The organism is Flavobacterium suaedae, from assembly GCF_014642915.1.
Classification (GTDB): Bacteria; Bacteroidota; Bacteroidia; order Flavobacteriales; family Flavobacteriaceae; genus Flavobacterium; species Flavobacterium suaedae.
The window spans coordinates 194665-208784 of record NZ_BMJE01000002.1; the positions used below are offsets into that span (position 1 = coordinate 194665).

Annotated in this window: 17 protein-coding genes; 14 read left to right on the forward strand and 3 right to left on the reverse strand. The window is 34.9% G+C overall.

All coding sequences use genetic code 11. From position 1 onward, the window contains the following. Positions 1-5 precede the first annotated feature (5 nt). The 14 genes from gcvH to tsaB all read left to right on the forward strand — a co-directional run bounded on the left by gcvH (position 6) and on the right by tsaB (position 10387). The gene (gcvH, locus tag IEW45_RS03830) at positions 6-386 is read left to right on the forward strand and encodes a glycine cleavage system protein GcvH (RefSeq protein ID WP_188619911.1); all 381 of its coding nucleotides are present in this window, start codon (positions 6-8) and stop codon (positions 384-386) included. Continuing rightward, complete coding sequence (locus IEW45_RS03835) at positions 379-762, forward strand: VanZ family protein (protein ID WP_188619912.1); 384 nt, start codon at positions 379-381, stop codon at positions 760-762. Before gcvH ends, IEW45_RS03835 begins: the two co-directional genes overlap by 8 nt. A gap of 46 nt (positions 763-808) precedes the next feature. Further along, the gene (gene deoC / locus IEW45_RS03840) at positions 809-1552 is read left to right on the forward strand and encodes a deoxyribose-phosphate aldolase (RefSeq protein ID WP_188619913.1); all 744 of its coding nucleotides are present in this window, start codon (positions 809-811) and stop codon (positions 1550-1552) included. Positions 1553-1821: 269 nt separating this feature from the next. Continuing rightward, a complete protein-coding gene (cyoE, locus tag IEW45_RS03845) occupies positions 1822-2724 on the forward strand; it encodes a heme o synthase (protein WP_188620273.1) in 903 nt (300 codons plus the stop codon). Between the two features lie 3 nt (positions 2725-2727). Continuing rightward, positions 2728-3306 (forward strand): cytochrome c oxidase subunit 3, encoded by a 579-nt coding sequence (locus tag IEW45_RS03850; protein WP_188619914.1) that lies wholly within the window; start codon positions 2728-2730, stop codon positions 3304-3306. 45 nt (positions 3307-3351) lie between these two features. Then, complete coding sequence (locus tag IEW45_RS03855) at positions 3352-4332, forward strand: cytochrome c oxidase subunit 3 (RefSeq protein WP_188619915.1); 981 nt, start codon at positions 3352-3354, stop codon at positions 4330-4332. Between the two features lie 27 nt (positions 4333-4359). Continuing rightward, on the forward strand, positions 4360-4710 hold the full coding sequence (locus IEW45_RS03860) for a cytochrome C oxidase subunit IV family protein (protein ID WP_188619916.1): 351 nt from the start codon (positions 4360-4362) through the stop codon (positions 4708-4710). A gap of 77 nt (positions 4711-4787) precedes the next feature. Further along, entirely contained in the window at positions 4788-5438 is a 651-nt protein-coding gene (locus IEW45_RS03865; protein WP_188619917.1) for a hypothetical protein, read from the forward strand. 5 nt (positions 5439-5443) lie between these two features. Further along, on the forward strand, positions 5444-6070 hold the full coding sequence (locus tag IEW45_RS03870; RefSeq protein ID WP_188619918.1) for an SCO family protein: 627 nt from the start codon (positions 5444-5446) through the stop codon (positions 6068-6070). Then, on the forward strand, positions 6071-6625 hold the full coding sequence (locus IEW45_RS03875) for a DUF420 domain-containing protein (protein WP_188619919.1): 555 nt from the start codon (positions 6071-6073) through the stop codon (positions 6623-6625). Positions 6626-6637: 12 nt separating this feature from the next. Continuing rightward, positions 6638-6880, forward strand: a complete 243-nt coding sequence (locus tag IEW45_RS03880) for a CAMCR motif-containing small membrane protein (RefSeq protein WP_188619920.1) — start codon at positions 6638-6640, stop codon at positions 6878-6880. A gap of 117 nt (positions 6881-6997) precedes the next feature. Further along, complete coding sequence (locus IEW45_RS03885) at positions 6998-8383, forward strand: TolC family protein (RefSeq protein ID WP_188619921.1); 1386 nt, start codon at positions 6998-7000, stop codon at positions 8381-8383. A gap of 10 nt (positions 8384-8393) precedes the next feature. Then, positions 8394-9677, forward strand: coding sequence for an efflux RND transporter periplasmic adaptor subunit (locus tag IEW45_RS03890; protein ID WP_188619922.1), 1284 nt, complete (start codon positions 8394-8396; stop codon positions 9675-9677). Between the two features lie 35 nt (positions 9678-9712). Beyond that, positions 9713-10387 (forward strand): tRNA (adenosine(37)-N6)-threonylcarbamoyltransferase complex dimerization subunit type 1 TsaB, encoded by a 675-nt coding sequence (tsaB, locus tag IEW45_RS03895; protein WP_188619923.1) that lies wholly within the window; start codon positions 9713-9715, stop codon positions 10385-10387. Here the strand turns inward: tsaB and IEW45_RS03900 are convergent. From IEW45_RS03900 to IEW45_RS03910, 3 genes are all read right to left on the reverse strand, one after another. Beyond that, positions 10384-11058, reverse strand: coding sequence for a hypothetical protein (locus IEW45_RS03900; RefSeq protein WP_188619924.1), 675 nt, complete (start codon positions 11056-11058; stop codon positions 10384-10386). The two genes, tsaB and IEW45_RS03900, sit on opposite strands and share 4 nt — an antisense overlap. A gap of 103 nt (positions 11059-11161) precedes the next feature. After that, on the reverse strand, positions 11162-12001 hold the full coding sequence (locus IEW45_RS03905; protein WP_188619925.1) for a mechanosensitive ion channel family protein: 840 nt from the start codon (positions 11999-12001) through the stop codon (positions 11162-11164). 7 nt (positions 12002-12008) lie between these two features. Continuing rightward, the gene (locus tag IEW45_RS03910; protein WP_188619926.1) at positions 12009-14033 is read right to left on the reverse strand and encodes a thioredoxin domain-containing protein; all 2025 of its coding nucleotides are present in this window, start codon (positions 14031-14033) and stop codon (positions 12009-12011) included. Positions 14034-14120: the final 87 nt, after the last annotated feature.

Genomic DNA, 14120 nt, shown 5'->3' on the forward strand with positions numbered 1-14120 from the left:
AACAAATGAATATACCAGCAGAATTAAAGTACACAAAAGACCACGAGTGGGTTAAAATTGAGGGAGATACCGCAACTGTGGGAATTACAGACTTTGCCCAAAAAGAACTTGGAGATATTGTATATGTAGAAGTTGAAACTCTTGACCAGACTTTAGATAAGGATGAGGTTTTCGGGACAGTAGAAGCTGTTAAAACCGTATCAGACTTATTCCTTCCTTTAAGTGGTGAGATAATAGAGTTTAATGAAGAACTTGAATCTGCTCCTGAAAACGTGAATAGCGATCCTTATGGAGAAGGGTGGATGGTAAAAGTAAAAATATCTAACCCGGCAGAAGTTGAAGAATTGTTAAACAGCGAACAGTATAAAGAGCTGATAGGTGCGTAACATTTATTTCTGGGCAGCTATAACATGGACAGTTTTAATAACAGTTCTCTGTTTGGTTAGCATGGAAAAACTGGGGAGTGTAAACAATTTTAAAATTCCCTATAAAGATAAGTACGGTCACTTTGCGTTCTATTTTGTTTTTACACTATTGTGGGCGACTTACTTAAAAACTAAATTTAGGATTAATCCTAAAAAAGCAAGAGTAAACGCATTACTGGCAGCTGTTATTTACGGTACTTTTATTGAAGTTTTACAAGGCTTATTTACCAACGGAAAGAGACAGTCAGATTTTTTGGATGTTGTTTTTAATACTTTGGGTGGTCTTGTAGCCGTTTTAGTGCTTTGGCTTTTGCACAGAGACAAAAAAATCAAATAATCAATCCCTCCGGTTTTTATTGGAGGGATTATTTTTTATATAAAGTATGGATTTAAGGCAGTATATAGACGCTACATATTTAAAAACTACTGAACAGTCAGGTTTATCAGAACAGGAAAATACAGCCGTTGTAAAAACTTTGGTTAATGAAGCTATTGCAGAATCTTTTAAGGCTGTAATGATACGTCCTGATATGATTAGCCTAGCTAAAAATATGATGTCAGCTTCAGGAGCTTTGGTTAAGGTAGGTACTGTTATAGACTTTCCTGAAGGTACAAGTACATTAGAAGATAAGCTGAAAGAAGCACAGCAGGCAATTAATGACGGTGCTGATGAACTGGACTTTGTAATCAATTACACAGCTTTTAAACAGGGAGATACTGCAAAAGTAAAAGCGGAAGTACTTGCCTGTACCGAACTATGTTTACAAAATAACAAAGTAGTAAAATGGATTATTGAGGTAGCTGCCCTTACAGAGCAGGAAGTAGTGCGAATAACTACTTTAATAAAAAATGTAGTGCTTTCTAATTTTGATGAGAAAAATTATAGCGATGTTTTTGTAAAGTCATCAACGGGTTTTTATAAAACAGATGATGGCAGACCTAACGGCGCTACAGTATATGCAATTAAATTAATGCTGGAAAACTCATTCCCGTTACCTGTAAAAGCTGCCGGAGGTATAAGGAGTTATGAAGATGCTTTACAAATGATAGCACTTGGGGTAAAACGACTGGGAACTTCATCTGCTAAAAAAATAATTGACGGAGAGGTTAATGGTGACGATTATTAAAGGTATTAGAACCATCTGAAAAATAAAAAATCCTTCCAAACCGGAAGGATTTTCTTTCTACACATAGCAATTATTCCCAACTTTTCTTTTTCATAGGGCTTGAATAAGTTGTTAAATCAAACGCTTTTATTAGGTAGATGTATCTAGGTTAAAAAGGTTGCGTAAAAAAGCAGAAATTTTTTAATTCTGACTTTTAAGACTATTGCGGTTGAAGAAATATAATTTTTGGAGTATCTTTGCGCCAGTTTTTAAATTCTATGAAAATTACATTGAACGCTACAGAAAATAAGGTTTCTTTAAAATCGCTTTTTGTCGATTTTACCTTAATTACCAAAGCCAGGCTTGCTATAAGCGTTGTTTTTTCATCTGCGGCGGGGTATCTTCTTGGTTTTTCAGAGGAACATCCATTTAGTTGGGTTACCTTTATTTTACTAACTATAGGAGGGTATTGTATGGTTGGTGCTTCAAACGTTTTTAACCAAATTATAGAGAAGGATCTTGATGCTTTAATGGACAGGACTAAAAACCGTCCTATACCATCAGGTAAAGTATCCGTAAAAAGCGCTTTCTTTCTTGGTTGTGCTCTAACTATAGCAGGTATTGCAATATTATATAGCATAAACCCTAAAACAGCAATGTTTGGGGCAATATCTATATTTTTATATACCAGTATTTATACTCCGTTAAAAAGAATTACACCACTTTCGGTATTTGTGGGTGCATTTCCGGGAGCTATACCTTTTATGTTAGGCTGGGTTGCTGCCACAAACGATTTTGGTATTGAAGCCGGAACACTTTTTCTGGTACAGTTCTTTTGGCAATTCCCGCACTTTTGGGCTATAGGCTGGTTTTTGTATGATGATTATAAAAAGGCAGGTTTCTTTATGTTACCTACCAAAAAGAGAGATAAAAAAACAGCATTACAAACTATACTGTATACAGTGTGGTTAATTTTAGCATCGTTAATTCCTGCTACAGGCTTTACAGGCAGGTTACATTTAAGTTTGCCGTTTGCGGTATTAGTGTTGCTGTTAGGTTTATGGATGTTGGTATATGCTGTTAAGCTATACAAAAAAATGGATGCTCCTGCAGCAAGAAAACTTATGCTTGTAAGTGTTTCTTATATTTCATTGCTTCAGGTAATATATGTGATAGATAAATTTATTGGATAAGATATGGAAATGTCAATAAAAGAACATAACGAAAGAAAAGGTAAATCGTACAAAATGCTGCTTTGGTTCGGTATGGTAAGTATGTTTATGATGTTTGCGGGGCTTACCAGTGCTTATGTAGTAAGTGCTTCGCGACCTGACTGGATAAATAATTTTGTTTTACCTACAGCTTTTACAATAAGTACAGTTGTTATTGTGCTAAGTAGTATAACCTTTCATTTAGCTAAAAAAGCAATTAAAAATGATAACAGAGGTTTGTCTACTACTATGCTTATGGTAACCCTTGCATTAGGTTTAACATTTGTAGCTACTCAGTTTTACGGTTTCTCTCAGGTAATTGCCGAGGGTTATTATTTTACAGGGGCTGAAAGTACTGTTACTACTTCTTTTCTTTATATAGTAGCCGTGGTACACTTAGCGCACTTGTTTGCCGGGCTTATTGTATTATTAGTTGTAATTTATAATCATTTTAAACAAAAATATAATTCTTCTCAAACCCTTGGAATAGAGTTAGGTGCAATGTTCTGGCATTTTCTCGATATTTTATGGGTTTACTTGTTTCTGTTTTTCTATTTCTATTAATGAAAAAAAATGTAAATTTGAAAACTTTTTAACACTTAACACTATATGGCAGCGACAGTTACTACTACAACAGCTACTACAGAAAAGACATGGGGCGGCGGTAATGAGCCAATGGGAGCCAGTTATGGTAAGATGATGATGTGGTTCTTTATCTTATCAGATGCGCTTACATTTTCAGGATTCTTAGCATCATACGGTTTTTCACGTTTCAAATTTATGGATACGTGGCCAATTGCCGATGAGGTATTTACCCACTTCCCATTTTTACACGGAGTTGATGCTCCTATGTACTATGTAGCATTGATGACCTTTATACTTATTTTCTCATCAGTTACTATGGTACTTGCAGTTGATGCAGGTCATCAGTTAAAGAAAACAAAAGTAGCTATTTACATGCTGCTAACTATTTTAGGAGGTTTAGTGTTCCTTGGTTCTCAAGCTTGGGAGTGGAAAACTTTCATTAAAGGTGAGTACGGAGCTATAGAGACTACAGGTGGTGCACTTCTTCAGTTTGTAGATAAAGAGGGTGAAAGAGTTAATATTGATGATTTTGCTTTAAGCATACCTACAGAAAGAGTTAACCATACCGAAAGTAATGGTATTTGGTTTGAGAGTTCTGATAGATTAGGAGACCATACTGTAGAAGAGGTGGTGGAAGGTTTTAAAGCTAATCCTGATGTTTTAATAAGAACAGAATGGATAAATGAAGATAAACAGAAAACAATACTTTCTCGTGAAGAATCGCTTGAAAAACTACAAAATGCAAAATTAGTAGTAAGAGGAGCAAACCTTGAAAGAAACGAGTACGGGCATAAATTATTTGCAGACTTTTTCTTCTTTATTACAGGTTTCCACGGTTTCCACGTATTCTCAGGAGTAGTTTTAAATATTATTATTTTCTTCAACGTTATATTAGGAACGTATGAGAAAAGAAAAAGCTACGAAATGGTTGAGAAAGTTGGTTTATACTGGCACTTTGTAGACCTTGTATGGGTATTTGTATTTACATTCTTCTACCTGGTTTAATTATAACAAAATTAAAAAGTAAAAGGCATGGCACATTCGCACGAGTCTAACGTAAAAAGAATATGGACAGTTTTCGGTATACTTTCGGTAATAACCATAGTAGAGGTTGCGCTGGGTATATATAAACCGGATGCTCTGTTTAAGACAGATCTTTTTAAACTGAACTTATTAAACTGGATATTTATAATCCTTACTGTAGTAAAAGCATATTATATTATGTGGGCATTTATGCACTTGGAAGGTGAGAAATCAAGCTTCCGATGGTCAATAGTTGCGCCAATGGTATTCTTAATTATCTATTTAGTGTTCATCTTACTTATGGAGGGTAATTATGTATATGAGGTGTTTAACGATTCTCCATATAAATGGATATTCTAGGTTAACACATTAATTATAAAAAAGGCGGTTTTTAAACCGCCTTTTTTTATTTTTGTATCTGAAATTTCTTTGTAATTATGAAACGTAAAATCGTTCTAATAGTACTGTTGGTATTACCTCTGTTTCTATACTTTTATTTCTCGCTTGCCAAGCATAATTCTTTGTTTTTACCTGTAGTGGTAGAAGGTATAAAACCTTTACCAAAAGGCGAAACGCTTGACGGGAAGGAAGTTTATTTAAAAGATAAAATAACAGTTCTTGGCTTTTTAGGTGAAGATGCCGTAAAGAAAAAAGAAACTATTTTTAACCTTAACCAAAAAGTGTACGACCGTTATGCAGAGTTTGAGGATTTTCAAATGGTTATGGTAGTGCCTGAAGGTAATCAGGAGGAGATTACTAAACTGATAGAAGATATTTCTATTATGGGTAACCTAAACAAGTGGCGATTTGTGTTTTTAAGCACCGAAGATATTGAAGCCTTTTTTAATGCTATGAAGGTGAAAGAATCACTTGATGCTGATTTTGGAACTAATTACGTTTTTATTGTTGATAAAGACAGAAACCTGAGAGGCAGAAAAGGAGAAAACAAGAAAGGCGAAGATGAATATAAAGATGCTTATAATGCCTTTTCAGCTTCTGAACTTAGTAATGAAATGACTGATGATGTTAAAATATTACTTCGTGAATATCGCCTTGCATTAAAAAAGAACCAGAAGAGAGAAATTTAATACTCATGAAGAACAAATCATATATAGGCATATCATTCATAATCCTGATTTTCGGGATATGGGCAGTACCGAAAATTGTAGCTAAATTTCAAAAGTCAGATTTAGTAGAAATAGGTCCGGTTCCTTCTTTTGAACTTACAGACCAAAACGGTAAAACAATTACCGATGAAGATTATTTAGGGAAAGTTTATGTAGTAGAATTCTTTTTCTCTACTTGCCCAACAATTTGTCCTAAAATGAACCAAAACATGCTAAAACTTCAAAAAGAGTTTTACGGTAACCCTGAGTTTGGTATTGCTTCTATTACTATTAACCCAAAATATGATACACCGCAGGTTTTAAAAGAACATGCCGAGCATTTAGGGGTTAAGCATTATAACTGGCATTTTCTTACCGGAGATCAGGATTATATTTTCAACTTAGCAGAAAAAGGCTTTAACCTGTATGCAGGAGAAAATAAAGAAGCTGCCGGAGGATTTGAACATTCTGGCTTATTTGCTTTAATAGATAAAGAAGGGAAGATACGTTGCCGTAAAGATGAATATGGTAACCCTATTTTATATTATGACGGGTTAGAAGATGAAGGTGTAGAAGCAATAAAGGAAGATATCAAAAAGTTATTAGAAGAATAGATGGAGAATACAATAACAGGGCGCGAAGCCGAGAAGAAATATAATAAATGGATAGTTATACTATCCATAGTTATACCTGTAGTGGTAGCAGTTTTATTTGGGGTTAATCTGAGAGAATTAGGGTATGATGTAAAACCACTTTCATTTTTACCGCCAATATATGCTACTATAAACGGTCTTACGGCTATTGTGTTGATAACAGCTGTTTGGGCTATAAAAAACGGGAAGCAAAAGTTACATGAAAACCTTATGAAGTTTGCGATATGCCTTTCGGTAGTCTTCTTGGCAATGTATGTAGCATATCACATGACTTCGGACTCTACTAAATTTGGAGGAGAAGGTATGGTTAAATATGTATACTTTTTCATTCTTATAACGCATATATTACTATCTATAATAATTATACCATTTGTGCTAATAACGTATGTAAGAGCAATATCAAAATCATATGAAAGGCACAGGAAAATAGCGCGTATTGCATTCCCTTTATGGTTATATGTTGCTGTAACAGGTGTTGTGGTGTATTTAATGATATCACCTTATTACGCTCATTAAAAAGTATAAAAAATGAGAAAGAATAGTGTATTATATTTATTTGCTCTTTTACTTGTAGCTGCACAACCACTGCAAGCGCAGTGTGCTATGTGTCGTGCTGCCTTAGAGAGCAGTGAAGGTAGCGGACAGGCAGAAGCTGTGAATGACGGAATTGTTTACTTAATGATATTTCCTTACCTGTTAGTGGCACTTGTGGGTTATGCTGTTTACAGGTTAAGGACTAAAAAATCGAATACCGAAACTGCAAAGGACTAAAAATCATTCTAAATTAAAAACAGGCTGTAACAAAATGGGTTGCTGGTTGTCTAATTCATAAGAATAAACATTTACTTTAGATAATTTAAATACCTTTGTAAAAACCAGCTAACTATTATGAAAAGCAAATTAGCGGCAGTAATACTCATTATACTTACTTTATCTACCAATATTACACAGGCTCAGGAAAAGAAATGGACTTTAAGGGAGTGTGTGGCATATGCTATAGAAAAAAATATATCAATAAGGCAAAGTGAGCTGGATCTTCAAACTTCAGAAATAGCTAAAAGTGATGCTTTTGGTAATTTTCTGCCTAATGCCAACTTTAGTGCTACCCATTCTTGGAATATAGGTCTTACCATTAACCCTGTGACCAACTCTGCACAAAATACTACATCACAATACTCTAATGGTGGTATAAGCACAGGTGTAGATATTTACAAAGGACTTTCAAACATACGAACTTTTCAAAGAGCCAGACTGGCAATTGTTGCAGATAAATATAATATTACCAAAATGCAGGAAGATGTTGCGCTTAATGTAGCCAATGCATACCTGCAAATACTGTTTAACAGAGAAAATCTAAAGGTACAGCAAGAGCAGCTTAAAGTTGATGAAGAGCAAATGGATCGCTCTGAACAACTTTTAGAAGGCGGTGTTATACCAAGAGGTGATTTACTGGATATACAAGCTACTGTAGCTGCAGATAAACAACGTATAGTAGATGCTGAAAACCAGTTACTACTTGCTAAGTTAAACCTTGCGCAATTAATGCAGTTGGAAGATTTTAAAACCTTTGAAATTGCAGATGAAGATTTAGAGCAGGAAGAAAGCGGAGTGCTTGTACAAACTCCTGATGCTATATATGAAAAAGCAAAAGATGAGCAAACAGTAATAAAACTGGCAAGAGCAAATCTTGAAGTAGCATATAAAGATGTGCAGATAGCCAGAGCAAGCTACCAACCTACACTTTCAGGTTTTTATAGCTTAAATACTTCTGTTAGTTATAATGACAATGTTAATTACGAACTTGATGACGTTACAGGCGAACCTATCCCTGTAGTAAGTCCGCCAAGACCATTTGCCGATCAGGTATGGGATAATAAAGGTCACTCATTCGGGTTAAGGCTTACAGTGCCAATATTTAACGGCTTCGCAGTAAAAAACAGTGTTGAAAGAGCCAAGGTAGCGGTACAACGTTCGCAACTGGCATTAGAGCAACAAGAATTAGATTTAGAACGTAACATATACACCGCATATACTGATGCAATGGGAGCTTTAAAAGCTTATGATGCAGCCGTAGCTGCTGCCGATGCAAGGTCCGAAGCATTAGAATATGCCAGAGAACGCTATGAAGTAGGTTTGATTAATGTATTCGATTTTAATCAGGCACAAACCTTACACGTAAACGCACAGTCTGATGTGTTACGTACTAAGTATGACTTTATGTTTAGAGTCAAAATTTTAGAATTTTATTTCGGTATACCAATTATAGAACAATAATAAAAAAGCTATGTCTAAAAAAACAGTATATATTTTAATAGGAGTTGTAGTAGCTGTAATTGTCCTGGTTTTAGCATTAAAGTCTACAGGAACAATAGGAGGTAATGATGAAGGTAAACAAGTAGAAGTTGCCAAAGTAAAAAGTATTACCCTAACAGAAACTGTTACCGCTACAGGTAAGATACAACCTGAAGTAGAAGTTAAAATATCATCGGAAGTTTCAGGTGAAATTATAGAACTTCCTATTAAAGAAGGGCAGGCTATTAAAAAAGGCGATTTATTAGTACGTATTAACCCCGATTTGTATCAATCTGGTGTAAGCCGTACGGCAGCGTCATTATCTACAGCCAAGGCAGGACTTCAACAAGCGGAAGCGCAATTGAAAGAAGCTAAAGCAAACTATGACCGAAATAAAACACTTTTTGAAAAAGGAGTAATATCTAAATCAGAGTGGGATAAAATAGTTTCTGCTTATGAAGTAGCACAAGCATCTAAACAATCTGCATATTTTAATGTACAGAGTGCAAGTGCAAATGTTACAGAAGCAAGAGATAACTTAAACAGAACTACTATATACTCTCCTGTAGATGGTACAATATCTAAACTTGATGCCGAACTGGGCGAGAGAGTAGTGGGAACACAACAAATGGCTGGTACTGAAATATTAAGGGTGGCAAACCTTAATAATATGGAGGTAGAAGTAGAAGTAAATGAAAATGATATTGTAAAGGTACAAATAGGTGACAAAGCAGAAATTGAGGTTGATGCTTACTTAAAAAGAAAGTTTGAGGGAGAAGTAACCAGTATTTCTAACTCTGCAAGTAGCGACCTTACTGCCGACCAAGTAACTAACTTTACGGTAAAGGTTAGAATACTTAAAGAGTCTTATGCTGATATGACAGAAGGTAAACCTTCCAATTATTCGCCATTCAGACCAGGGATGACCGCTACAGTTGATATTATAACAGAAAGAAAAGAAAATACAATTGCTGTGCCTATTAGTGCTGTGGTAATTAAAACTGATACTACCGCTACAAAGAGAGATGTTATAAAACAGATGGAAGAACAGGAAAAAGAACAAAAAGGCGAACTTACAGATGAAAGGTTTGAGTGTGTTTTTGTAAAAGAAGGTGATAAAGCTGTTTTACGACCAATAACCACAGGTATACAAGATGATACTAATATAGAAGTATTATCAGGACTTAAAAAGGGAGAAGAAGTTATTACAGGACCTTATAATGTAGTAACAAAAGAACTTTCACCTAACGATAAAGTACAAGCTAAAGTAAAATAAGAACCTTAGTAAGCAAGGGAAGAAGAAGGATAATAATGTCTTTTATATTAAACTTAGAAACGGCAACTAAAAACTGCTCAGTTGCTGTAGCTGAAAATGGTGTAACAGTAGCTTTACACGAGTATGCAGGCGAAAACTATTCGCATGCAGAGAAACTGCATGTATTTATAGAAACTGCATTAAAAGAAGCTAATATTACGTATAAAGATTTGTCAGCAATTGCTGTAAGTATGGGACCCGGTTCTTACACGGGACTTCGTATAGGTGTTTCGGCAGCTAAGGGATTATGTTATGCTCTAAATATCCCGCTTATAGCTATAGATACTCTTGAGGCTTTAGCAAACAAATTAAGTTTGGCAGATACAGATGGTGTTATTGTACCACTGCTCGATGCAAGGCGTATGGAAGTATACAGTGCTGTTTTTGATGCTAATCATAAAAAAGTAAGAGATACAAAAGCTGAAATAATAACAGAAGAATCTTTTAACGATATTGAGTCGCCAATATACTTGTTAGGTGACGGCGCTGAGAAATGCAGGGAGCTATTAAACAGCGATAAGTTTATATATAGCCCTGAACTTTTGTATCCGTCAGCAGGAGAAATGAGTGCTTTGTCCTATAATAAGCACAAAAAAAGCGACACCGTAGATGTCGCTTACTTTGAACCTTTTTATTTAAAAGATTTTATTGTTAACAGGAAAGTTTCTTAAAGAAGTGTGCTAAGGTAGTTACCCAGTTCTTTTAGTTCTTCGTCATCAGAAACATTTATTCTGTTATCCTTAATAAATCTTTTAATTTCTTTTTCTTTACCCGGTATAAGTTTATAAACATCTTTTCTTCTGTCAGACATATAAACTATAGGACCATTGTTCAATTGGATATAGTATATAGGACTAAGTTCTTTATATTTCGGAGCTTTATATTTTTGATAACCAACTGATGGATGTTGTTCCGGTTGTAAATATATACGTTCCTGTTTGTATATAGTAACGTTAGGGTTGTTGCTGATAACAACTAAGTATCCTTGTGCAGCATCTCCTTCTTCTTTTTTGTATTTTACAAATTTATATTCCGCTGCATTGTTAACCAACTTGATGTCCATATCATCTTTAGGTTCCAATACCATTATCTCGTCATTAATCTTCAGCTCCATTTCGTCATTATAAGCATTATATCTTACAAGAGCAACCTCTTTTGAATCGTCTATTTTAGCAGGAGTAAATTTCTCAATATAGTACTGAGTTCCCTGAGCCGGCTGGCTAGGAGCTTTTTTACTATACATGTAATCCATACTCCCGTTTTTGTTTACGTAAGTTTGTTGCGCTATCGCAAACGAAGATACAAATACCGTACTAACGGCTAATAATGTTTTAATTTTCATGAATATATAGTTTTTCTTGGTGAGTCCAAAAGTATAAATAATACTCTTTTTAATAAAAGACTACTTAATATTTAACAATTAGTGTGCCAATGAAAACGATATATTAATCTTTTATTGTGCCTTCGGGAAGGTTTCTTACATGGATGTCACGTTGAGGAAAGGGTATTTCTATGCCTGCTTTATCAAGTTCTATCTTACTGTTTTCTTTAAAATCAGAAAGCATTTGCCAGTAATCACCATTAGTTGCCCATACTAAAATCTGGAAGTTTACAGAACTGTCTGCAAGTTCTTTTACACGGATAATTGGTGCCGGTTCTTTTAAAATGGCTTCATCCATTTCTATAACCTTTGCTAAAATTTCTTTTGTTTTTTTAATATCACTATTATAACCTACACCTATTATAAGTTCAGCTCTTCGCGTAGTTTCTCTTGAGTAGTTTTTAATGGTGTCGTTAGATAATGCTCCGTTTGGTACAAATACCACTTGGTTACTGGGAGTAATTAGTTTAGTGTAAAGTATTTGTATTTCATCTACAGTTCCGCCTTCTCCCTGTACTTCAATATAATCTCCTACACGGAAAGGTTTAAACAGTATAATAAGTACTCCACCGGCAAAATTAGATAGCGAACCTTGCAACGATAAACCTATTGCCAAACCTGCGGCACCCAGTATAGCTACAAATGCAGAAGTTTCTACACCTAAAGCACCTACTACCATTACAAATAAAAGTACTCGTAAAGCCCAGGTTAAAATATCCATACTGAATTTAATCAGTGTAGGATCCATGTCTTTTTTACGGTGCATTAAACGCTTCATAAACCATCTGAAGAATTTAATGGCGAATAACCCTATTATTAATATTGCAATAGCTTTTAATAAATCAGGGAAAAAGTTTATTACTGCTTCACTAAGTCTTTCCAGCGCATCGTCAAAATCTTTCATACTGTCTTTATTCTGATATTTTTAATTTGTTAATGGTTTCTTTTGTCGAATCGGACGGCAAATTACAAGTATTATTCCTACAAACATATAACATTAGTCTATCTTTAACAAAACGATTGGCTAAGAATGGAATAGAAGAGTTGTTTGTACACCCGGCTTTTATAACATGTGGCAGGTAGTGGCTGTTTATTTCTTTAATAGCTTTATTAGCATTTTTACCACATACTGCCAGTTCCCGATTTTGAGATGCTGTAGTATACCATAAATTTAACCAGTTTGAAAATGCAGAAGGATAATCCAGATTAGGAATAATATGCGATAGCATTTGTTCTGCCACTTTTTTATAATGGCTATTTCCATAAATATGGCTAAGTGTATACAGTACATTTGCCATTACAGAGTTAGATGCGGGTATAACATTATCTTCAACTTCAAAATGTGGGGCTATTAGCTGTTCTCCTTTTTGCGAATTGAAGTTAAAAAACTGCTGTTGCTCATCATAAAAGTAGTCTAAACAATAATCTGTAAGTTGTTTTGCCTGTGTTAACCATTTTTCTTCAAGTGTAGCTTCGTGCAGGGTTAGTAATGCATCTATAGTATGGGCATAGTCTTCAAGAAAGGCTTCAATTTTTGCTGCTCCATTTTTAAAAGTGCGCCATAGGTTGCCTTCCTCACTCCACATTATACTGGTAATAAATTCAGCATTTTTAATAGCTGCCTGCACATATTTTTCATCTCCCAAAGCCATATAACAATTTGCATAGCCTTTTAGCATAATGGCATTCCAGGAAGTTAATATTTTATCATCAAGCCTTGGTTTGCTTCTTTTTTCCCGTTCTTTATATAGTAAGTGTTCCCAATTTCTCTTTTTTTCCTGCAATGTTTCTGTAGAAATAGTATTCTCCTCTGCAATGGAACTAATATTTTTATTTTGAATTAAAACGTAGTTACCCTCTTCCCAATATCCAAAATCATTAATATTGAATATTTGAGCGAATAAATCAAAGTCTTCACCAAGTAGTTTTTTAAGCTCTTCTTTTTTCCAAGTATAAAAAGCACCTTCTTCAAGGTTGCCCTTTTCATTAATACTGTCCGCATCAAGCGCACTGTAAAAAGCACCGTTTTCATCTGTTAGTTCAGTACTGATAAAATTATGCGTTTTTTCAATTACCTCTTTGTATAATGTGTTTTTGGTTCGTTTGTATGCTTCTGCATATAGCGTCATAAGCTGACCGTTATCGTACAGCATTTTTTCGAAGTGGGGCACGTGCCACTTCATATCAACAGAATAGCGTGAAAAACCCCCACCTACAGTATCAAAAAGTCCGCCCCATGCCATGCGGGTTAAGGTTAAATCAACGTGATTTAATATCTCGGTATTTTTATTTTGATAGCCATAACGTTGTAAAAACAAATAGTTGTTAGGCATCATAAACTTTGGTGCACGTGCATAGCCACCATATTCGTCATCAAAGCTCTTTATCCACTTTTCTATATAAGGTGCAATGGTAGTAATGTTTGGTAGCTCTTCACAATCTCCTGTTTTTAAAGGAATAAGGCTTTGTAGTCCTGTTTTTAGCTTAGTAGCATATTCTTCAACCTTTGCAGGATCCGTAGCGTATAAAGATTGTAGTTGTGTTAAAGCATCAATCCACATTTCTTTCCTGAAAAATGTACTGCCCCATATAGGTCTTCCATCGGGTAATAAAACTACATTCATAGGCCAGCCTCCCTGCTGTGTCATAAGCTGAACGGCCTTCATATATATTGCATCAATATCAGGGCGTTCCTCGCGGTCTACCTTTATAGATATAAAGTATTCGTTCATTACTTTGGCTACCTCTTCATCTTCAAAACTTTCATGCTCCATAACATGACACCAATGGCATGCCGAGTAGCCTACACTAAGTACTATTAGCTTATTTTCTTTTTTCGCTTTTTCCAGTGTGGTTTCATTCCATGCTTTCCAGTGTATAGGGTTGTTAGCATGCTGTAAAAGGTAGGGGCTGGTTTCACGATTCAGTTCATTCATAAAATCAGTTTTATTATTTGTAAAGTTACTTAAAACATATTGCTTGTTAATTAAGGAGAAGTTAAAAGGGGATATTGTTGTTAAAGC